Source organism: Sporosarcina sp. resist (assembly GCF_014302295.1).
GTDB classification, from domain to species: domain Bacteria; phylum Bacillota; class Bacilli; order Bacillales_A; family Planococcaceae; genus Sporosarcina; species Sporosarcina psychrophila.
On record NZ_CP060287.1, the window covers coordinates 476,369 to 500,582 of the forward strand.

Genomic DNA, 24,214 nt, shown 5'->3' on the forward strand with positions numbered 1-24,214 from the left:
TGAGAAGGTAGGCTTATTGATGAAACGAAAAAACAACTATACCAATAAGAAAAAAAAGGGTAAAGCTTTAACAATCACTTTAATTATTTCCGGCTTCATTATGACAGGACTCCTAATTGGACTTGGAATGAATGACTGGGATGTAGAAAAAAGTATTAAAAAAGGGCAGGAAGTCATTGGTATGTCTGTTGCAAATGGGGATGAGGACGCAGCCCACGAAACAGAACCAACCGAACTCCCTGACCTTGTAGAGCAACCAGATGCTGAAGAAACGAAAGAAGAGGACGAACCAGGGAAAGTGCAGGAGGTTACGCCTGAATCTCCATCCAAACCAACAAAAAACAACGGTGCAGGATCTGGTACTGAAGTAAAGCCGAATCCAGCGATTGACAACGGAGGATATATCGAAGGTCAGACGCTTCCTAAAGAACCGAAGTTTGTAAAAGGGATTTTACTCGCCAATAAAAAGTATCCGCTTCCGGCAACATACGCACCTGGAGAAGACAAAAAAGCGCGTGGGGCATTTGAAAGAATGGCGGCAGAAGCGAAACTTACAGGTTTTAATCTCAATGCATTCAGCACCTATCGCTCATTTGAATACCAGACGACACTTTACGAGAGATATGTTGCTCGTGATGGTGAGAAAGCGGCCGATACCTACAGTGCACGCCCGGGTTATTCTGAACATCAAACAGGGCTGGCATTCGATATTGGTGAAGTGAATTTCGAACAGCACTTTGCTTCATCATCATTTGGGGAAACAGAAGCAGGAAAATGGGTGGCAGCAAACGCTCACCGATTCGGCTTCGTTATGCGCTATCCAGTGGGGAAAGAACAGATTACAGGATATATGCATGAATCTTGGCATTTCCGTTATGTTGGTCTTGAAATTGCGGACGAAATTTTCAAGAAAAATCTTACGTTAGAAGAATATTTAGGGGTCCAATAAACACATAAGTGACTCATATTTTCATAGAACAAAAGGGACGTACCGTTTTAGCGGTGCGTCCCTTTTGTTCTATGAAAAGAAAGTATTTAGGTCGGTATTTAGACTCCAGACATCTTGCGCTTTTCTTAGTGTCTAGCTTCAGGCGCCAGCCGCTCGACTTATGCCTGTCGCGTCTAGCGGGCGTATTAAGCCTTTCTTATATCATAAAATTGGTGAAAGTAGTCTTGAAACTGATTCTTTTAATTTAATGAGACGAGAACGTTCCAAATACATTTCATAGGTTAATTCAGTCGATAATTGCATATCCTGTTCGAAAAGCTCAGCTAATTCATGTGATTTTTCACGATCATAAATGAAGGCGTTGACTTCAAAATTCAATTTGAAGCTGCGGACATCGATATTGGCAGTTCCGACGGTTGAAAGCTCATCATCAACGACGATTTGCTTGGTATGCAGGAAGCCATTTTCATAAATATAAACTTTTGCTCCTGCTTTTAATAATTTACCAACATTTGAATAGGTTGCCCAGTATACAAACATGTGGTCAGGCTTGTTCGGAATCATTATCCGCACATCGATTCCAGAGAGACATGCAATGCGTAGCGCGTCCAAGAAGCTGATATCTGGGATGAAATAAGGCGTTTGAATATAAATATATTTCTTCGCGATGAAAATCATTTTCAAATAACCGTCTTTAATCTGCTCCCATTCTGAGTCGGGTCCACTCGACACAATCTGCATCCCGACGGAACCTTTACGAGGGATAGCAGGGAAGAAGTGTTCTGCATATTCGATATCATTTTTTTCAGATGCTTGGTTCCAGTCCAATATAAACCTCGTCTGAAGCGGGTGTACCGCACTTCCTTCAATCCGCAGATGTGTATCGCGCCAATAACCAAACTTCTTGTTCAGCCCCAAGTACTCATCGCCTACGTTGAATCCACCAACATAACCAATTCGCCCGTCGATAACAACAATTTTACGATGGTTCCTGAAATTCATTCGAGGATTGATAAGTGGCATAGTAGCTGGGAAAAACGCTTCAACATCTCCTCCGTTATCAATCAGTTCCTTCAAATGTCTCTTGCGAAGCCCTCGTGAACCGATATCATCGAAGAGTACACGCACTTTTACGCCTTGCTTCGCTTTTCGTATTAAAACGTTTAGTATCCTAGTCCCCAGGGTATCCAATTTGAAAATGTAAGTTTGAAAATGAATATGATCCTTTGCTTGCTCGAGGTCATGGATAAGTGCATCAAATTTAGCTGCGCCATCGTTGAAAACCTGAACGTCATTGTCTTGCGTCAAGACAGCGTGGTTATTTCTAAGATGAAGGTAAATCATGTCCTTGTAGTGAGCTGTATCATCTAGCCTAAATTCGAGGGTATCTTCTTCTATTGCTTCAATTTGATAATCAATCAATTGATCGATACCAATTTTACTTCGTCCTTCCCAACGGAAAAGGTGTTTTTCCCTCAGTTGCCTGCCGAGTAAAAGGTAAATAAAGAAACCGAAAAATGGAATGAAAAATATGACGAGGAGCCATGCCCAAGTTGAGGTTGGGTCTCTTCTTTCTAGAAAAATAAGGGCAATCGCAAGAAATATATTCAAAATAAAAACTGCCGTAACCGAGATGCTGATTAGTTGAGTCATAAGCGGCCTCCTTTACATATAATGCTTATCTTACTAGTATAACGGAAGACTTAGAAAAAAGAAGTAACAGTGGAAGTTAAGATAAAACCTACTTGACTGATAGACATTAATGGTTTAAAGTGTGCTTTATGCTACACGCTATCTAAAACTTAGGAGGAAGAAAAGTGAATACATTATTACTTATTTTAAACATTGCCGGGTTGCTCTTGCTCGTCGGTATACTATATAGTATGCATCGCAAAAAGGTTTCGTTTTCAAAACGTGTTTTCACCGGGCTGGGTCTCGGAATTGCATACGGACTTATTTTACACTTCGCATACGGTACAGATTCAACAGTATTGCAGGAGTCTATGCCGTGGTTTAACTTGATAGGAACAGGTTATGTTAAATTACTTCAGATGATTGTTATGCCACTCGTTTTCATTTCAATTCTTGGGGCATTCACGAAAATAACAATCGGCAAGAATTTTGGTAAGATGGCGGGATTGATATTAGGACTTCTTATTGGAACAACTGCAATCGCCGCGGTTATCGGGATTTCTGTTACACTTCTTTTCGGCCTTGATGCGAAGGAAATAGTGCAGGGGGAAGCTGAGCTTGCACGCGGTGTTTCTATTGAAGAACGATCGGAAGGAGTCGCGGACCGTCCGTTGCCTGATCAGTTAATAGACTTATTGCCTGCGAATCCGTTTCTTGACTTCACAGGTGCACGACCAACTTCAACAATTGGGGTTGTCATCTTTGCGGCATTCCTTGGATTTGCGTATTTGACACTTACAAGAAGAGATGAAAAAAATGCAGCTACAGTGAAAAAGGGAATCGATGCAATCTATTCTCTGATCATGGGTGTTGTAAAGATTGTCTTGCGCTTGACTCCATACGGTATTTTAGCGATTATTGCAACCACCGTAGCGACGTCTGACTTTGCAGCTATCTATAGTCTAGGCAAGTTTGTACTTGCTTCGTATGTAGCGATTTTAATCATGTTCGGCATTCACTTAATCATTATTACGCTATCGGGATTAAACCCAATCACTTACGTGAAAAAAGCAGGGGAAGTATTGATATTTGCCTTCTCCTCAAGATCGAGTGCAGGGGCGCTTCCACTAAACATTGATACACAGACGAATCGTCTCGGCGTACCTGATGGTATTGCCAACTTTGCCGGATCATTCGGCCTGTCAATCGGTCAAAATGGTTGTGCTGGAATCTACCCTGCGATGCTTGCAGTGATGATTGCACCTTCAGTAGGACAGAACCCGCTTGAACCAACATTCCTTGTTACATTGATCGCTATCGTGGCAATCAGCTCATTCGGAGTTGCTGGAGTTGGTGGCGGAGCAACATTCGCTGCGATTCTTGTTCTATCAGCACTGGACTTGCCGATTGTATTAGCAGGACTGCTGATTTCAGTAGAACCGCTCATCGACATGGGCCGTACAGCATTAAACGTCAGCGGATCCATGACGGCGGGTGTTACGACCGCACGTGTAACGGGCGAATTGGATAAAGACATGTACAACGCTCCGCTTGATAAGCAGACGGCTGAAGTATAATCGTGCAATCGGGCATAAATTTGCTTGACCGATCGTATAACGCTGCAATCGAGCATAAATTTGCTTGACCGATCATATAACGCTGCAATCGAGCATAAATGTGTTTGACCGATCGTATAACGCTGCAATCGAGCATAAATGTGTTTGACCGATCGTATAACGCTGCAATCGAGCATAAATTTGCTTGACCGATCGTATAACTTTGTAATCGAGCATAAATTTGCTTGACCGATCATATAATCTTGCAATCGAGCATAAACTTGTTTGACCGATCATATAATCTCGCAATCGAGCATAAATCTTGGTTGACCGATCATATATTACTTCAGACCAATCATAAAACAAAAAATACCGCAGAAGACGCGATTGTCTTCTGCGGTATTTTTATTTTGTTAACAATTCATATGTCTCCAAAATGAAATCTTTATAAGGCGTACGGGGCATCATTGAAATGTTCTGCATGGCGAGCCATGCAAGGCGTCTCGCTTCAATAAGATTGCCTAATTCCATGTAGCAAAGTGCTTTATATGCATCCTTTTCATAAAAAATCGACAAGTCGAATGGATGATGGGTATAGTCTGCAATCTTCACTTTTTCGAGGGCCACGAGTGCATGTTCAAATTCATTTAATCCGAAAAAGGATTTTCCTTTTTCTAGATTAATAAAGGGACTGTAGTCATTAGAATACTTACCTTTATCTAAGAACTGATCCCATTGTTCTTGCGCTTCCTTGTAGGACTTTTTGAAAGAATTTAAATAATGGACTTCCGCAAACTTCGTGAAAAATATTGCTTCTTTATCTTCCGAAAAATCCCCGTATTGGGTTAATTTCTTTAAATAATAAGCGTATTGGTCTTCATCTTCCTCCATTATTGCATGAGCGGTTGCTAGCCTATATAAGTGGTCGATACGATAAAACACCCGCTCCTGCTTTGAAAATTCAATACCGCTTTTCATGACTCGTATGGCAGACTCGGAATCTCCTACTGCAAAAAGGAGAACAGCTTCCATATAATCGAGGTCAAGCCGTGTCATCGGATCGATAAATGCATTTCGAGCTTCGATTTCGGAACGTTCGTGGAGCAAAGTACTTAGTGATTGTGCATAGTTATGCTCGGTAAATTTGACAAATGCCCGGAATATTCCTATGCTTGCGCGCCTCGGAATGATGTTCATCAGATCATACATTGTTGCAGCTCGATCGGAAAATACTTGCCATCCACTCTTTTTTTCATAATAAATACAGCGACTATATATTTCCAATAGGCGCGCTGATTCATAACCTTGTGTCAATTTTGGGACATAGGGCTCAACTAGCGTGATGAGCTGAGTGTATTCATCAGTCCGTATATCAAATTCGGTATTATACAGAATCTCCGCTTTCTCAAGCAGTGCTCTTAGTTCATGTGTGCTTACTTCTTCCAATAACTCCACCACTTCTACACCGAGTCTTTCTGCTATATAAGATAGGCTTTCCATCGAAGGATTCGCCTTGTTATTCTCGATGAGACTAAGCATGCCTTTTGTTAGCTCATCACCCGCTAAAGCCTCCAACGTCAATTTCCGTTGTTTTCGTAATTTGCGTATTCGCTCACCTAACGTTTCGATAGGTCACACCTCCACTGTTTTAATTACGTAGTTTAATTATATTAAACTTTAACTTGTAATGGAAGTGTTTATCATGTTATTATTCGTTTAATGAAATTAAACAATTCAGACGGGAGTGTTTGTATGCAAGAGGTTTTAAAGCTTAAAAAAGCCACTTATCATCTGTGGACGTTCACAATCAGTAAGCTCATTTCTTCGTTCGGGGCACAGGTATATGCATTCGCTATTAGTTTTTACATTTTACAACTAACTGGATCCGCAACAAGTTTTGCGACGAACCTTATTTGCAACCTTTTACCACGGACACTTGTTGCGCCTTTTGCAGGCTACGCGGCTGATCGGTATTCAAGAAAGACAATCATTATTACCGCTCAAGTTGCTTCAACTCTTGCAATCGGGGGGCTCTTGATTGTAAGTCTGACTTCTGGATTGTCTTTAATTGCAATCTACACTACAACTGTTGTTTTATCGATCACATCAACATTTTCGGGCGTAACGTTCAGCTCTTCTATTACTGGACTTATTGATGAAGGACGAATTCAAAAAGCGATGTCTCTGAACCAAATGTCCATTTCATTTGCGGCAATCGGAAGCCCGGCGGTAGGTGGTTTATTGTATGGAACAGTCCCGATGCCGGTATTTCTCATAATGTATATGACTGCTTCGATTATTGGGGTATTTCTAGAATCAACGATGAATTTCAAGTTATTTGCGAAACGTAAAGAAATAGTCGATGGGGAACCGAAGGAATCGATGATGCAAAGTATGAAGGCTGGATTAGCCTATTTAAAATTACAACCAATTCTGATGACATTGATTTGGATTGCTTTATTCATCAACTTTCTATTTGGTGCATTCCAAGTCGGTTATTCCTTCATTCTTATTGAAAAGATGAAGATGGTATCGACACATTTTGGATTGACGGAAGGTGCATTTGCGGTGGGGATGCTACTATTGTCAATCTATCTGACGATGCGTAAAGAAGTGAAGTATCCGTTGCTTATCTCAAAACGAGGCATTCTCGGAATGGGTGCCATTATGGGAAGCGTAGCAATTCCTCTTTTAATACCTATGCACTATAATTTTATGTTTGGGTTTTATGCATTCATCATGTTTAGCTTTGGAGCAACAATAATTATAGTAAATACGCCCATGCAAGTAATGATGCAGAAAATGATTGACGATGATTATAAAGGACGCGTATTTTCAATCCTGGAAACAATGTCGATGGCACTTATGCCCCTTGGAGTAGTTATCTACGGGTTCTTATATGATATATTCCCGGCACAATGGATTCTCATTGTTTCGAGTCTAATACTAATTGGGGTTATTCTCGTGTTGGCACGGCCATCAGTCATGATTAAAGCTCATCCGGAACTCGGAAATTCAAATGTGAAGGAATCAGAGGTTATTTCAGAATAATTATTAGCAACATTTTTAATGTGAAATAGCAAAGACCACCTGTCTTCAATTTTAGAAAGGTGGTCTTTACTATTCGAATTAGTTATTCAGCGTTGCTTCCAAATTCCGCAACGATTTAGCAGACTTCCTAAAGGCGAAGATTAGCCCGATAGATAGAATTGCAAGAACTGTGGAAATGAAGTACATATTGCCGGCTTCTTGCGTGAAAATCCATGTGAATAACAGCGGACCGATGATGCGTCCCATGTTATCCATGGAATATGTCATCCCAGCAGCTGTTCCGTATTTTCCGCCAGACTCTTTTGTTGTTAATGAAACGAGTACCGTACGGGCAAGTGCGTTCCCCGCAGTGAAGACACTCAGCGCAAAACCGGCCCAGAAAAGGCTTGATGTAAACGGAATAAGGAACAGGCCAAGTGCGGTAACGATCTGCGCCCCAATAATCCATTTCGTTTCCGTTCCGTTTTTCACACGGCGAACGACGCCGCCTTGAATTGCCGCGTCGACGAAACCACTAGCCATAAACAAGTAACCAAGCTGAAGTGGTGTGATTTCAATTTTTGAGATTTGGAACAGCTGGAACGTAGATTCAAGCCCGGCGAGAAGGAATGTCACCATGAACGAGAATAGAAATAGATAACGGATACGATATTGCCAAAGCATAGCTCCACCTTTTGGTAGGAGAGCACGTTTATTCGCCTCTCCACGTCGTTCCGGTTCCTTCAATATAATTCCTGCATAAATCATAAGGAGCACTGTCAAGGTACCAGAAGCAATGAATGGTAATTGAAGACTGACATTACCAAGTACGCCCCCGATTGCTGGTCCGAAAATAAAACCAAGTCCAATTGACATACCAAGCAGTCCCATATATTTATTACGGTTTTCGTCATCCGTCATATCTGCAACGAATCCAGTAACAGCGGTGTAAAGTGCACCAGAGAATATCCCTCCCACAACGCGTGACGCGTACAATAGCGGCAAGTTCTCGATGAACAAAGCAAATAGGAAGAAACTAAGACTGAAGCCAATTAGTCCTATTAAAATGAGCTTTTTTCTTCCGGTTCTGTCTGACAAAGCCCCCCATAGCGGCGCGGTAAAGAAAGATGCTAGTGCATAAACGGTCAGTAATCCGCCAACATGTACTTCAGATAATCCTTGCTGCAAGATAACTTCAGGAAGAATTGGAATTATAATACCAAACCCAAGATAAACAAAAAATTGTACGGACATAAGTAGAAGGATTGCTTTTTTCATATTCAAACCCACTTTCGACTGAATCAATATATTCATTCTACCCTTCGTATGTAAATCAGACAATGGAAAAGGGGAGGAGGTGGTAGGTTTACAATGTATTGTCTGAAGTTGATACCACTAAGTGGAAAGTAAACAACGTTTTGTCCAAAGTAAACAACGCTACCCGGAAAATTCATCTGCAAATAGATTTTTTGTCAAATTACCTACCTTGATGTATGAAACATTTACAAAAAGTTAATAACTGTAACAATAATGAAAGATTTAAAAGTGGACAGGAGTGGTATAATTGTAGTACGAGCAAAATAGAACGACATTTACCTGTAGAACGAAACTTTACTGATGCATATTCGTCTAGAACTAATAGAAAGGTCGAGGTGGAAAAGATGGCTAAAGAAGTTGATTTGAAAACAATCATCTCCAACTTGGCGAAGTTGGGTGTTTCGGCTACGATGACGAAATCCCGTCTGGAAATGCTGAAAGCCCTCGCGCCACTTGCACAAGCCCCACAAATTCAATCTCAATAAAGAAAGTGATAGTACCAAGACAAAAAAAAGCTTCGACGGATTTTTCCGTCGAAGCTTTTTTTGTCTTGGTGTCTAGACTCCAGGCGCCAGCCGCTCGGGTCATAAGCAATTCAGCTATGTGGCAAAGGGCGCCACGTCGCTAGATCGACTTATGCCTGTCGCGTCTAAGCGGGCGCTTTCCGCTATTCTTTATTCGTCATCATCCGAACTAAACATGTACGTCCTATGATGGTACTTCATACTGAATACTAATCCAATTGCGAGCATATTCCCCATTAGTGAACTACCGCCATAACTGATGAATGGCAGCGGGATGCCAGTAATCGGGAGTAGCTGAATCGTCATCCCGATGTTTTCAAAGACATGGAACGTAATCATTGCAATAATACCTGCGCATATATACGTACTAAATGGATCTTTCAATTCAAGCGTAATTTTCGTCAAGTGATAAATGAGGAAAAAGTACAAGCAAATAACTAAGCTAGCGCCGATGAATCCCCAATCTTCCCCAATCGTTGTGAAGATGAAATCGGTGTGGCTTTCTGCGACGTACACTTCGCGGCCTTTATAACCTTTTCCGAAAACTTCACCCGAGCCAATCGCATTGAGTGACGTAATAAGGTGACGCCCTTCATTCGAAGAATAGGAATAAGGATCGAGCCATGAATAGATACGTTCAAACATATATGGTCTTAAACCAAGTTTGTTTTGAAGGAAGTCCTGTGCATAGAGTGTCATCCACAGCAAAGTCGCTCCAATCGTCGCGGTCCCGACAAATACTGGCAAAATTATTCGCCACGTAATTCCTGCTACAACGACGAACGCTGCCGTAATCGCTATGAAGACAAGTCCAGTACCAAGATCGGTCTGCATCATGATGAAAAGCAACGGCAAGAATAGAACAGCAATTATTTTCCCGAGTAAAAAAAAGTCGGTCTTCAATGTTTTCTTAACGAACTTTTCGTGATGCGTCGTAATCATGCGCGCCATGCCGATGATGAAAAATGTCTTCATGAACTCAGCGGGTTGGATGCTTCCTACCCCAGGGAGGTGAAACCAGCTTTTTGCACCATTTCTTTTTGCCACAAGCTCCATGCTATCCGGAAGAATAATTAGCAGGGCTAAAATAAATACACCGCCGCCGTAAATAATCCAGGCAGCTTTCTTATATTGATCCGGTTCTAAAAACATCGTAATCGCGATAATGACACATCCGATGAAGTACCATTGAATTTGCGAGGGTACGAAGTTTATGGTGTATTGGCCAGTCGTCTGAGCCGAAGCAATCGCGAACAAGCTGACAAGGAAAAATAACAGCAGGATAAATGCAAGTGTCCAGTCAAAACGATCTGCCGGTTTATTAGGTATTTTCATATATAGTCACCTTGATTTCACTAAAATAGGATTACTTTCTACATTTCTTAGTATAACGGAAAGGAGTTGCGATGGTTTCTTTTTTTACTATTGTCTAATGAACTCTGCTAATCAATCTTCATCATCAGAGTCGAACAAATACGTTCGATGATGGAATTTCATACTGAAGACTAAACCGATTGCGAGCATATTACTCATTAGCGAACTCCCGCCGTAACTGATGAATGGTAGGGGGATTCCGGTAATCGGAAGTAACTGGATTGTCATGCCTATGTTTTCAAAGACATGGAACGTAATCATGGCGATAATACCTGTACAGACATACACGCTAAATGGATCTTTTAGTTCAAGTGCAACACGCGTCAAATGATAAATAAGGATGAAAAACAATGTAATCACGAGACTAGCGCCTATGAAGCCGTATTCTTCTCCGATAACACTGAATATGAAATCGGTATGATTTTCTGGAATGTATACTTCGCGACTTTGAAAACCTTTGCCGTTAATACCACCTGAGCCGATAGCTGTCATGGAGGTTAGTAGGTTATAACCCTCATCAGAAGGGTAAGAATATGGATCGAGCCACGAATAAACTCTTTTAAACTGGTAGCGGGAAAAACCGAGTGTGTCTTCCATGAAATCTTGCGCATAGAGGGCCATCCATAATAATCCCCCACCAATTGCGGCTGTTCCTGCGAAAAGTGGTAATAGAATTCTCCATGAAATTCCTGCAACGACAATGACGGCGGCCGTAATTGCCATGAATACTAAAGAAGTTCCGAGGTCAGGCTGTTTCACAATGAATGCGAGCGGTAGGAGAAGAACAACCATAATCTTTCCAAGGAGAAGAAAATCCGTTTTTATTGTTCTTTCCACAAAGTTTTCATTATGAGAACTCACCATGCGCGCCATGCCTAGGATGAAAAATGTTTTTATGAATTCAGAAGGTTGAATTGTTCCGATAGCCGGAAGATGAAGCCATCTTTTTGCGCCAAGTCGCATTTCAGCAATTTGTCCATCTCCTCCTGGGGCTAAAAAGAGGAAGACGAGAAGAAAAACTCCGAGTCCGTATAAGTACCATGCCATCTGTTTATATTGTTCAGGTTCCAGATACATAGCCATAGCAATGATGAATGCGCCTACGATATACCATCTAATTTGTAATGGCACAAAGTTTATTGAATACTGCCCGGATGTTTGAGCGGAAGCAATTGTAAATATGCTTATAATGCAAAATAGCAATAAAATAAAGGCTAGTGTCCAGTCGAAACGATCTGCAGGCTTGTTTGTTTGTTTCATATTATCACCTGTTTTTCCATCTAATCTAGCATTCTTAAGTATAGCTCATCGGAGTAGAGTATGCATTTCCTCATATTGGACGTAAAGGCAACCGCGAAGTTGCCTCTTGAAAGATGGGCATGCTAAACTTGTGGGGAATTTAAGGTCTATTTTAACTGTGTGAATATGAGAGGAGATTTTCGTTGTGGCATGGATTTATTTACTGATCGCAGGCATGACTGAAATCATTTGGGCAATTGGATTAAAAGAAGCGCAGGGCTTTACAGTCCTTCTCCCTTCAATAGTAACGCTGGTTTTCATCATAGTTAGCTTTTTCCTGTTCGCGAAAGCAATGGAGAAAATACCCATTGGTACTGCATATGCTATTTTTACAGGAATCGGTGCGGCTGGAACAGCAATTGTCGGTATTATCCTATTCAATGAAGGAGCAGGTATTGGTAAACTGTTTTTTCTAGTGCTTCTTCTTGTTGGCATCGTCGGACTTAAACTTGCTGATGGACAGGGGGAGACTAAATAGTGTCTTGGATAATCTTAATTATTGCGGGGCTATTCGAAGTGGCGTTCGTTATTATGATGAAATTATCGGAAGGATTCCGAAATAAAAAATATACAGTATTGACTGTTCTAACAGCAGCACTCAGTTTCTTTTTATTATCAGTTGCTATAAAAGATTTACCCGTTGGAACAGGGTATGCCGTTTGGGCAGGGATAGGTGCAGCAGGTAGTGTTCTAATAGGCATGGTTTTTTTTCGTGAAAAGCGAAGTGCGCTAAAGTTCCTGTTTTTATCCTTCATCATTGCAGGTGTTACGGGACTTAAGTTGTTTGGTTGAATATCTTACATAAAATCATCATGAAAGTGAGCTGTTCATGGTAAACTGAAGGAATGAAACTAATAGATTGTGAGGGGAAAATATGAAGAAAAAACTAGGATTGGTCTACGGTGGAAAATCGGCTGAGCATGAGGTGTCGCTGTCGACTGCACGTGCAGTGACACAAGCGGTGGACTTTGATAAATACGAAGTAGTTCCAATTTATATAACGTACGACGGTGAGTGGAGAAAAGGAGAATCACTTGAAAGCTCCGCGAAAACGATTGAAGAGCTTCGCCTTGAGGGGGATGGCTCCAGTCAACCAGATAGTATACATGATTTCTTGAATGGAGGAACGGGCGCTCCAGACGTCATTTTTCCACTTTTGCACGGAACAAATGGTGAAGATGGAACGGTTCAAGGGCTCTTTGAGGTGATGAATGTCCCTTACGTCGGTAATGGTGTACTGGCATCGTCAGCGGGAATGGACAAAGTCGTCATGAAGCAGTTATTCGCGCAAGTAGGATTGAAACAAGTGCCTTATGTACACTTTATCCGTACTGGATGGGTCAAAGAACAGCAACAGTTAGTCGACAAAATGGAAACAGAGCTCGGCTGGCCGATGTTCGTAAAACCTGCGAATCTTGGTTCCAGTGTGGGTATAAGCATGGCAACGGACCGCAAAGGTTTAATCGAAGCTGTGGATATTGCTCTGAAATTCGACCGGAAAATCATCGTCGAACAAGGCGTAACTGCACGTGAAATCGAAATGGGCGTCATGGGTAACGACGAACCGCTATGCTCAGTGTCAGGGGAGATTAAACCTGTTGCGGCATTTTACGATTATGAAGCGAAATATACAGATGGCAACACAACACTGGCCATCCCTGCACAAGTAACTGAGGAAGTTAAAAAGACAATGGAAGACATGGCTGTCCGTGCCTTTAAAGTGCTTGACTGTTCGGGACTCGTCCGTGCAGACTTTTTTGTCACTGCGGACGACGAAGTCTTGATTAATGAAGTGAATACAATGCCAGGTTTTACACCGACAAGCATGTTCCCGCTACTATGGCAGAAAACAGGTGTAGCTTATCCTGAATTAATCAACGGGCTGATCGAACTAGCACTGGAACGACATGCGGAAAAGCAAACATTACAATATACGATGGATTGAGTGTGATTTGAAGTGAAACGGAAGTTAACCGAAATCGCTGATTGGATACAGGCGGCTGGCCAAAATTTAGAAGACATATTCGCAACGGGTGTGTCCATTGATTCACGAACTGCATCGGCGGGGGACCTATTTATCCCTTTTCGTGGGGAACAAGTAAATGGTCACAATTATGTGGAACAAGCGATTAAACAGGGTGCGGTCGCATCTTTGTGGTTGAAAGATGAACCGGATCCACCTGCAAATGTGCCGCTAATTTTTGTCGAGAATCACGAGTTGGCGCTCCAGGAAATGGCACGCGTTTATCGGGGGATGCTTCAATGTAAAGTCGTCGGCATTACAGGATCGAATGGCAAAACATCAACAAAGGATTTAATTGCAAGTGTATTGTCTCCGTATTTCAACGTCCGAAAAACGGAAGGGAACTATAATAATGAACTTGGTTTACCATTGACGATATTGTCGCTTGAGGAAGATACCGAGTTTGCAATCTTGGAAATGGGCATGAGTGGGTTCGGGGAAATTTCCTTTTTATCGAAACTGGCGAAACCACATTTTGCTGTGATTACGAATATCGGAGAAGCGCATATGCAGGATCTTGGATCGCGTGCAGGAATCGCCAAAGCGAAATTCGAAATTATCGATGGATTGCAAGAAGGTGGCAAGCTATTTTACGACGGCGACGAACCGCTTCTACAAGGTCTTGTTGATCAGCTTACTGCAGTTCAAGCTGTTTCGTTTGGCTATGAAAAAGAAACGATGTTGTCACTCGAAAAGATTGAATCTGGCGATGAAGGAAGTCGTTTTACAGTCACTGGCTTACTAGACGGAGAATTCACAATCCCTGTATACGGGGCGCATCAAGTTAAAAATGCGCTGGCTGCAATTCTTATTGCAAATGAAGCAGCTATCAGTGTCGATGACATCCGCGGATCACTTCGCCAAGCGTCCTTAACGGATATGCGTATGCAGCCGGTTAGTGTCGATAATGGTGCATTGTTCATTAATGACGCATACAACGCAGCACCGACATCAATGCGTGCAGCACTTGCTTTCATGGAGGATACTGAATTACGTAAAGAAAAATGGGTTGTACTTGCTGATATGTTAGAACTGGGTGACGAAGAGCAGGTTTATCATGAAAATCTAGCCGATGAACTGGTTGCGATGAAGCTAGAAGGCATTCTACTCTATGGTCCGCGTATGAAATGGTTACATGATAAATTGCAAAACGGTGGCATGGAAACGCGGCTATTATGGTCAGAAAAGGATTATACTCCTATTGTGAACGCACTCCGGGAATATACTGGCGTAGATTCGATTGTACTGTTAAAAGGTTCACGTGGAATGGCACTTGAATATATTCTAGAAGATCTGATGGGTAAAGGAGCCGGGAAATGAAAACGGGCGTGCTATTCATACATGGCTTTACAGGCGGTCCATTTGAAGTAAGGCCGCTTGTGAATTTCTTGAAAATGAAAACGAACTGGCAGTTAGCTATACCGACATTGACTGGCCATGGCATCACGCTGAATCTTGAAAAAGGATCCGCTGCTTCCTGGTTGATGGAAGCGGAACTTGCACTTAAAAGACTGCAAAAAGAAGTCGACCGCGTAATCGTGGTCGGCTTTTCGATGGGCGGACTGATTGCGATGTATCTTGGACTGAGGTATAAAATCGACAAACTTGTCTTGTTAAGCGCGGCGGCAAGATATATAAGTCCACGCATCCTTTTGAAAGAGATGAGAATCATGTTGGCAAAACCGCTTATGAAAAAATATCCACCAAATACATTTTATCATTTGTATGAATATAAGCTTGCACACACACCGTTGCGTGCAGTCTTCGAATTTTTACGCATTGTGAGCATCGTCAAACCTTATTATGGTTTGATTAAAACACCTGTATGTATCGTTCAAGGTGAGAAAGATGGAATTGTCCCGTTTACTACCGCTGAGCACTTGTTAAAAAAACTTGGCTCCGAAAAAAAGGAATTCATAAAATCACCTGTTGGGAAGCATCATATCTGTTACAGCGATGACTGTGACAATTGGTTCAATGAAGTGCTTCGGTTCATGCGGGAAGATTGACCATGGGTGAGTGAAAAATCGGCTTTTTGATGATGTCTAGCTCCAGCGTCTAGGCGAGCCGCTTTCGCTTTTTGGTGAGTAAACTGATTATTACTACTTAAGCGGATTGATTGCGAAGTGCTTTTTCCCATGGTATACTGTGATGAACATTGGATACATTTACGTAGCACTCTTCAAGAAGTGAAGGGTACTTTTTTTTGAATATAACGGTTTGCTCATATAAGTTGGACGAATTGTCCATTGATCGAACCGCTCGGCAAAGACCGGGCTTTCCTTTTCAACCATAACCTCTACTTATACTATAGAGAATGCAAAATATCGGAAACGTTCCCTTTTAACAGGCTCGAATTTGCCGTGCCTTCATTTGCAAATGTAACCAATTGTCAAATGAAAAAACAAAGGAGATTGATAAGTTTGACTAATTTTTCGGATTTAAATATCAGTGAATCAACACAACGCGCACTAGCTAAAATGGGGTTTGAAGAAGCAACACCAATCCAAGAAGGTACTGTCCGTTTTGGTATGGAAGGTCGCGACGTTATCGGCCAGGCGCAAACTGGTACTGGTAAAACAGCTGCATTTGGTATTCCAATCATTGAAAAGGTTGATATCAGAAACACTGCAGTACAGGCACTAGTAATTGCTCCAACACGCGAATTGGCTATTCAGGTTTCTGAAGAAATCTACAGAATTGGTGCTGACAAACGTGTACGCATTCTTTCTGTTTACGGTGGACAAGAAATTGGACGTCAGATCCGTGCATTGCGCAATAACCCACAAATCATCGTTGGTACGCCAGGACGTATTCTTGACCATATCAAACGTAAAACATTGAAATTAGACGGCGTACAAACACTTGTACTTGACGAAGCAGATGAAATGTTGAACATGGGCTTCATCGAAGACATCAACACAATTCTTGCGAGTGTACCGGCTGAGCGCCAAACACTTCTATTCTCGGCTACTATGCCTGGACCAATCCGCAAAATTGCAGAAACGTTCATGAAAAACCCGGAAATGGTTAAAATCAAGTCTAAAGAAATGACTGTTGAAAATATCGAACAGTTCTTCGTTAAATCACAAGAACGCGAAAAGTTTGATATCCTTTCACGTCTTCTAAATGTTCAACAACCTGAACTTGCAATCATCTTTGGTCGTACAAAACGTCGCGTTGACGAACTATCTCAGGCACTAGGTATCCGCGGATACATTGCTGAAGGAATTCACGGCGACTTGACTCAAGCGAAACGGATGTCTGTCCTTAAGCAATTCAAAGAAGGTAAAGTTGATATCCTTGTTGCAACTGACGTTGCGGCACGTGGACTCGATATTTCAGGCGTAACACACGTTTACAACTTCGATATTCCACAAGATCCTGAAAGCTATGTTCACCGTATTGGTCGTACAGGACGCGCAGGGAAAAGTGGAGTAGCAATTACATTCGTAACACCACGTGAAATGGGTTACCTTCGTATTGTAGAAGAAACAACTAAAAAACAAATGACTCCATTGAACCCACCATCTTCTGACGAAGCAATTCTTGGTCAGCAACGTGTGGCTGTGGAACAACTTACTGAAATTGTTACTAAAAATGAATTGAGTGATTATACACATCTTGCAGCTGATTTGCTTGAGAAATTCGAAGCTAAAGATCTAGTTGCAGCAGCACTTCGTTCATTAACTCGCGAACCGAATGATACACCTGTATCAATTTCGGAAGAGCGTCCATTACCATCACGCGGAAATTCTCGCGGCGGCGGCGGTGGTTATAAAGGTAACCGTAGCGGCGGACGTCCATCAAGCGGTGGCGGCGGACGTGGTTATGGCGGCGGAGCTCGTCGTAGTGGCGGAAGTGGCGGCAACGCACCAAGCGGTAGCCGTGACGGAGCTAGAAGAGACAGCAGCAGTCGTTCACGTACTACTAAATCAGATCGTTAATAATGAACCTTTAAAAGATCCGGATAGCGCAATGAGCGCTTACCCGGATCTTTTTTTGTATACAATAAAGTTCGAAGGGGAATGTGAGGACTAGGCAACACCAAGTCCGAGGTATGCAACGAAGTCTCTGAACTAAATAACACAAAGCCGAAACTAAGCAACATCCACACGACAAAGCAACGTTTCGTCTGAACTAGACAACATATAGCTCAAGGTATGCAACGCAATCTCCAAACTAAACAACACTACGCGAAAACTAAACAACACTCCCTCAACCCTCTTAGCAACAATCCATCAAAATGAAACATTTCGCGCTCTTAATCGTATAGAATAAGTAGAGAGGAAGAGGTGTTCATATGAGAGAACAACCGGTGAATCGTATATCGGAAAAAGGATTAAAGGTATGGAGATTATACGGCATTATGGAAACAGGATTCCTTTTACTTGTAGCAATTGCCGCGGGGGTATTGGCTTATATATTTGAAGGTCCATGGTGGATATATGCGGTGGCTGCGGTTGTCGTAATCCTATTCGCGTACTTTTTCATTTATTTATTTCCCAAAGTTAAATGGATGCGATGGCGCTATGAAGTGCGTGAATCAGAAATTGAGCTGCAACATGGTATTTTTATCGTCAAACGGACGTTGATTCCAATGGTGCGTGTTCAGCACGTAGACACCGCGCAAGGACCGATTTTACGAAAATATAACTTGGCGGAAATCACGATTTCCACGGCGGCGACGAATCATACAATACCTGCTCTTGTGATGGAAGAGGCGGATGAACTTCGGAGCAGGATATCAGCGCTTGCAAGGGTGGCGGAAGAAGATGTCTGAGACACGCTATAAATTACACTGGATTACAGCCATTATTGAAGTATTGAAGACGGCGAAAGATGCGATATTACCGATTATTGTCCTCGTGTTCGCTAATGGGCTGAATGATGTGGGATCTGGGAAATGGTATTTGGATTACTTATCCTTCATCATTTTCGGAGTCCTCATTATCGCTTTTTTCATCACAGGTATTATTAAGTGGAAACGTTTTGAATACTGGTTTGAAGATAATGAACTTCGAATCGAATATGGGTTATTTGTGAAAAAGAAACGCTATATTCCGTTTGACCGAATTCAAAGCCTCGATTATACGGAAGGGATTTTGCACCGACCTTTCAAACTTGTCAAAGTGAAAGTGGAGACAGCAGGTAGCTCCTCTTCGAAAAAGTCGGAGGCAGAATTGACCGCGATTACGAAAGAGGCGGCAAGTAGAATTGAAATGGAAATAGCGCAGGCGAAAAGTGGTAAGAAGGAAACTTTGCTGGAAAATGGAGAACTGCCAGAAATAATTCAAGCAGTGGAAGAACCGCAAAGGAAATCAGTTTTTACAATGTCATCGAAAGGTCTGCTTATCCTAGCAACTACATCAGGTGGGATTGGAATTATTCTTTCGGGCGTGGGGATCTTCTTATCGCAGTTTGCGGAGATGATACCGTTTCAATGGATGTATGAAGAGATTTCAGGCTTCATCAAGTTCGGTCTTCTTATCGTTGCAATTGCTGTGTTTTTAGGATTCGTTTTTGTGTGGGGGATATCGGTTGCCATGACATTCCTGGCATATTACGGTTTTACTGTTTCACTTGAAAAAGAAGACATCGTTATTACGCGCGGTCTACTTGAGAAAAAACGGATGACAGTGCCGCTGAACAGGGTTCAAAGCGTACGTATTATTGAGAATCCTTTTAGGCAACTATTCGGCTACGCTGCTGTTGCAATTGATAGTGCGGGAGGAGGCGGAGCGGAAGGGGCGAAAATAAATTTATTTCCTTTGGTAAAAAAAGCGGATATCTATGGACCATTGAAAGAGATATTCCCGGATCTTATACTTGATGAACCGACGGAAAAACTGCCAGCACGCGGCAAGCGCTTTTTCTATCGTAGCGATTTCCTATGGATGATTCCTGCGATCGGCGCATTGACATACTTTTTCTTTCCATACGGGTTGTTGTCACTCTTCATCGTACCGGTCATTGTCCTATTCGGATTATGGCAACATCGATCGGCTGCTTACGGGATATCGGGTAATCAGCTGACGATGCGATTCAGGAACCTTAGCCTTCAGACCGCTTTCTTGATGAAAAAAAGAATTCAATCGATGGAAATGAAACAAAACTACTTCCACAAACGAAAAAGTGTAGCCACATTAGCCACTAACATCAAATCTGGTATGAGTACTTTTAGTGCACAAGTACATCATATGGAAGAGTCAGAAGCCGAGAAGCTGCTTTCGTGGTATGAGAAGAATTCGAAGGATGCTTGATTCGCTTTCAATAGGTACAAAAAAGAGCAGGGATAACCCTGCTCTTTTAACTAAAGATAAGAACGCATAAGTTTTTCACCTGGAGCTGTGTCTAGACTCCAGCGCTTTTCTTTATCTTTTTTTACTTTTCCAACTGACAATCCGTTTGGGATGAAAATAGCTGAGGCCGATTATAAATCCGACGACTAACCCTGCAATATGGGCTGTTGTATTAATGCCAGGCTGGATATAGGTCATAATAATACTGATCACAATAATTGGTACGATAATCTGTCTTAGCTGTGGCAGGATATGCTTCGTATAATAGACAAGAGCTCCAAATGCTCCGAGAATCCCAAAAATCGCACCACTTGCGCCGACACTTGCATACGCAGGACCCTGTAGGAAAAATGTTGCTATATTAGCGAAAATACCTGAGAGCATATAAATTGTCAGGAAGCGTGCTTTGCCTGCGATTTTCTCGAGTTCGGGCCCGAAAATGAAAAGAGAAAACATATTAAACAGCAGGTGCATAATACCGCCGTGAAGGAATATCGGTGTAAGAAGTCTCCACCATTCTCCATCGGAGATGAGAAAGTTGATGCCAACGCCAGTGTTAAATACTTGTGTCCCGATAACCGGGATGATCGTCACGAGATAAATAAGGATATTCAAAGCAAGGAAAAACGTCACCACCGGATAGAGGCGGATGTATTGCGAGAAGCTTTCTGTACGGCTAAACATGTATTCACCTCAATCTATGACTTCATTATACATATTTTATCGTCTAGGCTCCAGTGCTTGATCAAGGTGTCGACGATTTTTTTGCAAACTTTGGAAGGAGGAATTATTTTGATTGCAGGAATTGGGCTTGATATCGTCGAATTGGATAGAATCGCCAAGTTGGATGCTAGGTCTCCGAAATTCCGTATGCGCATTTTAACTATGGAAGAGCTGGAAATTTACGAATCGCACACGACTAATCGGCGAATAGAATTCCTTGCGGGTCGTTTTGCTGGGAAAGAAGCGTTTGCTAAAGCGAAAGGAACAGGAATTGGCACGCAGTGTAGTTTCTTGGATATCAGCATATTGCCTGAACTGAGTGGCAAACCGACTGTGTTTTTCAAAGGAGATTCAATCACTGGTTTCATATCTATAACTCATACGCGAACCGTAGCAGCAGCTCAAGTTATCCTTCTTGCATAATTGTTCGTCCTTCCTCATAAGATGACCTACCCGATTGAAATGAGAAAGGATGAACTGTATGCGTAGCCGAATAGTTGCTCTTTTGTTAGTTGTAGTCATGGTAGTCCTTGCGGCATGTGGGTCGCCGTCGAAAGAGGATGTCATGAAGAAACTCAGTGGAAAGTGGAATGAAGCGAAGGGGTATGATTTGCAAGCGACCATGGAAATTAAGACTGGAGCCGAGCCGCGTTCATATGAGGTCGCTGTTTGGCATACGAAGCCGTCTTTCTATCGCGTTAATGTAACGCAGGCAGGAAGTAAGGATTCCCAGATGATTGTTCGTAATAAAGAAGGTGTTTTTGTTGTTACCCCATCACTCGGTAAGACCTACAAGTTCCAAAGTGACTGGCCTTCTCAAAATAGCCAGGCGTATTTAATAGGTGCGTTGTCGGAAGATATTAAAGCTGATAAAAATGCGACAATGACGGAAAAAGAGAAAACGTACGTCTTTGAAACGGCCACGAGAAATAACCATAAGAAGGTTTTGCCAACCCAGCAGATCCATATTGACAAAAAGACATTGCTACCAACGTATGTCTCCGTACTGGATGAAAACAAGGTGGAGAAGATTCGCATTACGTTCAATAAGATTACACTTGGCGTCGAACGAAAAGCTGGCGATTACAAAGTAGATATGGATGAGACGAATACAGGTAAAGAAACTGAACCAGCCGCGGATGATGAAGCAACAGGACTCTCAACGTATTATCCATCAGTAGCTTGGGCGGATGGCACTCTTGTTGATGAAGAAATCGTGAAAATGGATAGCGGTACACGAACATTCATGACTTTTGGAGGAGAGAAAGAGTTCATTATTGTTCAAGAACCAGCAGTTAGAGCGGAAAATAAAATGGCAGTCTCCATTGAAGGTGATCCTGTCGATCTTGGATTTACTGTTGCAGCCCTTACGGAAAATTCGATTCGTTGGGAAAGTGGAGGCGTTTCATTCTTCATCGCATCTGATAATTTGACGCAAGATGAACTGATTGAAGTAGCAGGATCGATGCAAGTGGAGGGGATGAAATAATATAACTAAGGTTGACGAAGAAAGGGCAAGGGATGGATAATGGAGAGTACTACAGTACAAATGAGGGATTGTTATGGAAGACTCTATTCATTATCGTCCAACACAAGCCATCGTCGATCTAGCTGCGATTCGGGCCAATGTTCGGAATTTGAAAGATTATTTAGGAAGTGAAACCGCAGTAATTGCAGTTGTGAAAGCAGACGGTTACGGCCACGGTGAAGTTGAAGTGGCTCAAGCTGCTTTTGAAGCTGGTGCAGAAATGGTCTCGGTGGCAACACCTGACGAGGCGATACGACTCCGAATGGCTGGTATTAGTGGGGACATTCTTGTCATGGGACCGTCACCGCTTGTGTTTGCTGAAAAAGCAGCCGAATTGGGGATTATACTAACCGTTTCGAGTGCTGAGTGGTTGCAATCGGCATTAGACGTTAGCGAAAAATTCATGCAACAATTGAAGATTCATGTAAAGATTGACAGTGGAATGGGTAGAATCGGATTGAGAGATGAGGGGGCGCTTCGGTCCCTTATGTCGGTCGTAAATAGTACTAAACAAGTGCTACTGGACGGTATCTTCACACACTTCGCTTGTGCTGATGAAGAAAACACTGAAAACACAGAAGAACAATTTATTAAGTTCATGAGGTTAGTGCAGACGCTGTCGGAAAAACCACGACTTGTTCACGCATCGAATAGCGCGGCGTCCCTCCTCTATCCCGAATATGCGCTTGATGCAGTCCGTTTCGGAATCGGACTTTATGGCATCGCGCCTTCGGAATATGTAGGAGGGAAATTGCCGTTTCGTCTTGAAAGATCATTGCGAATCGAAAGCGAACTTGCTTATGTAAAGTTGTTGGAGGTGGGCAATCGAATCAGTTATGGCGGTACCTATGTAACTTCGAGTGCAGAATGGATCGGCACAATCCCGATTGGTTATGCAGATGGTTTGAGACGTGGTCTGCGCGGACAGGAAGTACTCATTGATGGAGAACGAATGCCTATTATTGGAACCATCTGCATGGATCAATGCATGGTGAAGCTTCCGCGAGAACTGGCGGTTGGCGAAAAAGTTGTTCTAATAGGTCGTCAAGATAAAGAAGAAGTTACGATGGAGGAGTGGGCGGAGCGACTCGGCACGATTCCATATGAAATTGCTGTTTCCATTGCGAAGCGAGTACCGAGAATATACACAGGGAAAGATGGACAGAATATATAATATTCGCACATTCGACAAAAAAACTTAGCAGCTTTGCAGAATCCTGTCAATAAAATTCCTTTCGTGTCTTCTCATTGTCGGTATACAATGGTAAGATGGACTTGTATTGAAATGAGGGAACGGTTTTGTCGGAGGTGCTAACGTTGCGTGCAAATAAAAACTTTAAAGAAGTTATTGTTAAAATTCCGAAACGGATGCTGAATGAAAATGAACATACGGTCGTTCATCAGGAACTGGACCGTGGTGATTTCGTTTATATTTCGACAAAGCGATATGTAACTGACTATGAATCGGATACGATCAGGGAAGAGATGATGAACGGTTATCTCGAAATGTCGCAAATCAACCTTAGAATCGCCACGGAATGCTTGCATGTGGAATTTGAAGCCCAGCATACGGTAGAACGTCTCGTAAGCGGAGGATGAAAAGTTGGCAATAAAACGTGGAGACGTCTTTTTTGCAGATCTGTCGCCTGTTGTTGGTTCTGAACAGGGAGGTACGAGACCGGTCCTTGTCATCCAAAATGATATTGGAAATCGGTTTAGTCCGACGGTAATTATTGCGGCAATCACTGCGCAAATTCAAAAAGCGAAATTGCCTACACATGTTGAAATTGATGCGGTACGATACGGCTTCGAGCGGGATTCGGTTATTCTGCTCGAGCAGGTCCGCACAATCGACAAGTCGAGGCTTACAGATAAGATTACGCATCTAGATGAATTTTTGATGGAACAGGTCGATGAAGCGCTCGAAGTAAGTTTCGGCCTCATCAAATTCTGAGCA

The 24,214-nt window shown here is 42.4% G+C and carries 23 protein-coding genes; 17 read left to right on the forward strand and 6 right to left on the reverse strand.

Annotated elements, in window-relative coordinates; translation table 11 throughout:
* Positions 1–19: 19 nt before the first annotated feature.
* A complete protein-coding gene (locus H7992_RS02385) occupies positions 20–949 on the forward strand; it encodes a M15 family metallopeptidase (protein ID WP_255428663.1) in 930 nt (309 codons plus the stop codon).
* 201 nt (positions 950–1,150) lie between these two features.
* Here H7992_RS02385 and cls read toward each other — a convergent pair whose 3' ends face one another.
* Entirely contained in the window at positions 1,151–2,602 is a 1,452-nt protein-coding gene (gene cls / locus H7992_RS02390) for a cardiolipin synthase (protein ID WP_067205257.1), read from the reverse strand.
* Between the two features lie 230 nt (positions 2,603–2,832).
* Between cls and H7992_RS02395 the strand changes: the two genes are divergently transcribed.
* Positions 2,833–4,158, forward strand: coding sequence for an L-cystine transporter (locus tag H7992_RS02395; RefSeq protein WP_082786789.1), 1,326 nt, complete (start codon positions 2,833–2,835; stop codon positions 4,156–4,158).
* A 384-nt stretch (positions 4,159–4,542) separates the two neighbouring features.
* On the opposite strand, the gene H7992_RS02400 is transcribed toward H7992_RS02395, so the two are convergent.
* Positions 4,543–5,712: a tetratricopeptide repeat protein gene (locus H7992_RS02400; RefSeq protein WP_255428563.1), complete on the reverse strand. Its 1,170-nt coding sequence runs from the start codon at positions 5,710–5,712 to the stop codon at positions 4,543–4,545.
* Positions 5,713–5,889: 177 nt separating this feature from the next.
* On the opposite strand from H7992_RS02400, the gene H7992_RS02405 reads away from it, so the two are divergent.
* Positions 5,890–7,188: an MFS transporter gene (locus H7992_RS02405; RefSeq protein WP_187046547.1), complete on the forward strand. Its 1,299-nt coding sequence runs from the start codon at positions 5,890–5,892 to the stop codon at positions 7,186–7,188.
* Positions 7,189–7,266: 78 nt separating this feature from the next.
* Here the strand turns inward: H7992_RS02405 and H7992_RS02410 are convergent, their stop codons facing one another.
* Positions 7,267–8,445 (reverse strand): MFS transporter, encoded by a 1,179-nt coding sequence (locus tag H7992_RS02410; protein WP_187046548.1) that lies wholly within the window; start codon positions 8,443–8,445, stop codon positions 7,267–7,269.
* Between the two features lie 383 nt (positions 8,446–8,828).
* Here H7992_RS02410 and H7992_RS02415 point away from each other — a divergent pair, with 383 nt between their 5' ends.
* Complete coding sequence (locus H7992_RS02415; protein ID WP_186672238.1) at positions 8,829–8,969, forward strand: Lmo0850 family protein; 141 nt, start codon at positions 8,829–8,831, stop codon at positions 8,967–8,969.
* A gap of 189 nt (positions 8,970–9,158) precedes the next feature.
* Here the strand turns inward: H7992_RS02415 and H7992_RS02420 are convergent, their stop codons facing one another.
* Together H7992_RS02420 and H7992_RS02425 are read right to left on the reverse strand one after the other, a co-directional pair.
* On the reverse strand, positions 9,159–10,343 hold the full coding sequence (locus H7992_RS02420) for an FtsW/RodA/SpoVE family cell cycle protein (protein WP_067205272.1): 1,185 nt from the start codon (positions 10,341–10,343) through the stop codon (positions 9,159–9,161).
* A gap of 111 nt (positions 10,344–10,454) precedes the next feature.
* Positions 10,455–11,642: an FtsW/RodA/SpoVE family cell cycle protein gene (locus tag H7992_RS02425; protein ID WP_187046549.1), complete on the reverse strand. Its 1,188-nt coding sequence runs from the start codon at positions 11,640–11,642 to the stop codon at positions 10,455–10,457.
* Positions 11,643–11,826: 184 nt separating this feature from the next.
* Here H7992_RS02425 and H7992_RS02430 point away from each other — a divergent pair, with 184 nt between their 5' ends.
* From H7992_RS02430 to H7992_RS02465, 8 genes are all read left to right on the forward strand, one after another.
* Positions 11,827–12,159: a DMT family transporter gene (locus H7992_RS02430; protein ID WP_067205278.1), complete on the forward strand. Its 333-nt coding sequence runs from the start codon at positions 11,827–11,829 to the stop codon at positions 12,157–12,159.
* Positions 12,159–12,473 carry a DMT family transporter gene (locus H7992_RS02435; RefSeq protein ID WP_067205281.1) on the forward strand — a complete coding sequence of 105 codons (315 nt, stop codon included), beginning with the start codon at positions 12,159–12,161 and terminating at the stop codon, positions 12,471–12,473. The genes H7992_RS02430 and H7992_RS02435 overlap by 1 nt, the downstream gene beginning before the upstream one ends.
* Positions 12,474–12,555: 82 nt before the next feature.
* Entirely contained in the window at positions 12,556–13,626 is a 1,071-nt protein-coding gene (locus H7992_RS02440; RefSeq protein WP_187046550.1) for a D-alanine--D-alanine ligase, read from the forward strand.
* A 12-nt stretch (positions 13,627–13,638) separates the two neighbouring features.
* Complete coding sequence (gene murF, locus H7992_RS02445) at positions 13,639–15,024, forward strand: UDP-N-acetylmuramoyl-tripeptide--D-alanyl-D-alanine ligase (RefSeq protein WP_187046551.1); 1,386 nt, start codon at positions 13,639–13,641, stop codon at positions 15,022–15,024.
* Positions 15,021–15,713, forward strand: coding sequence for an alpha/beta hydrolase (locus H7992_RS02450; protein WP_067205289.1), 693 nt, complete (start codon positions 15,021–15,023; stop codon positions 15,711–15,713). The genes murF and H7992_RS02450 overlap by 4 nt, the downstream gene beginning before the upstream one ends.
* 414 nt (positions 15,714–16,127) lie before the next feature.
* On the forward strand, positions 16,128–17,651 hold the full coding sequence (locus H7992_RS02455) for a degradosome RNA helicase CshA (protein ID WP_304627121.1): 1,524 nt from the start codon (positions 16,128–16,130) through the stop codon (positions 17,649–17,651).
* Between the two features lie 356 nt (positions 17,652–18,007).
* The gene (locus H7992_RS02460) at positions 18,008–18,487 is read left to right on the forward strand and encodes a PH domain-containing protein (RefSeq protein WP_067205295.1); all 480 of its coding nucleotides are present in this window, start codon (positions 18,008–18,010) and stop codon (positions 18,485–18,487) included.
* Positions 18,480–19,967, forward strand: coding sequence for a PH domain-containing protein (locus tag H7992_RS02465; RefSeq protein WP_187046553.1), 1,488 nt, complete (start codon positions 18,480–18,482; stop codon positions 19,965–19,967). The genes H7992_RS02460 and H7992_RS02465 overlap by 8 nt, the downstream gene beginning before the upstream one ends.
* Before the next feature lie 111 nt (positions 19,968–20,078).
* Here H7992_RS02465 and H7992_RS02470 read toward each other — a convergent pair whose 3' ends face one another.
* Positions 20,079–20,690 (reverse strand): rhomboid family intramembrane serine protease, encoded by a 612-nt coding sequence (locus tag H7992_RS02470; protein ID WP_187046554.1) that lies wholly within the window; start codon positions 20,688–20,690, stop codon positions 20,079–20,081.
* A 108-nt stretch (positions 20,691–20,798) separates the two neighbouring features.
* On the opposite strand from H7992_RS02470, the gene acpS reads away from it, so the two are divergent.
* The 5 genes from acpS to H7992_RS02495 all read left to right on the forward strand — a co-directional run bounded on the left by acpS (position 20,799) and on the right by H7992_RS02495 (position 24,211).
* On the forward strand, positions 20,799–21,152 hold the full coding sequence (gene acpS / locus H7992_RS02475) for a holo-ACP synthase (RefSeq protein WP_067205304.1): 354 nt from the start codon (positions 20,799–20,801) through the stop codon (positions 21,150–21,152).
* Positions 21,153–21,210: 58 nt separating this feature from the next.
* The gene (locus H7992_RS02480) at positions 21,211–22,218 is read left to right on the forward strand and encodes a LolA family protein (RefSeq protein ID WP_067205307.1); all 1,008 of its coding nucleotides are present in this window, start codon (positions 21,211–21,213) and stop codon (positions 22,216–22,218) included.
* 73 nt (positions 22,219–22,291) lie between these two features.
* Entirely contained in the window at positions 22,292–23,431 is a 1,140-nt protein-coding gene (alr, locus tag H7992_RS02485) for an alanine racemase (protein ID WP_187046555.1), read from the forward strand.
* A gap of 134 nt (positions 23,432–23,565) precedes the next feature.
* Positions 23,566–23,856 carry a transcriptional regulator gene (locus H7992_RS02490; protein ID WP_231885814.1) on the forward strand — a complete coding sequence of 97 codons (291 nt, stop codon included), beginning with the start codon at positions 23,566–23,568 and terminating at the stop codon, positions 23,854–23,856.
* A gap of 4 nt (positions 23,857–23,860) precedes the next feature.
* Positions 23,861–24,211, forward strand: a complete 351-nt coding sequence (locus H7992_RS02495; protein WP_067205315.1) for a type II toxin-antitoxin system PemK/MazF family toxin — start codon at positions 23,861–23,863, stop codon at positions 24,209–24,211.
* Positions 24,212–24,214 lie beyond the last annotated feature (3 nt).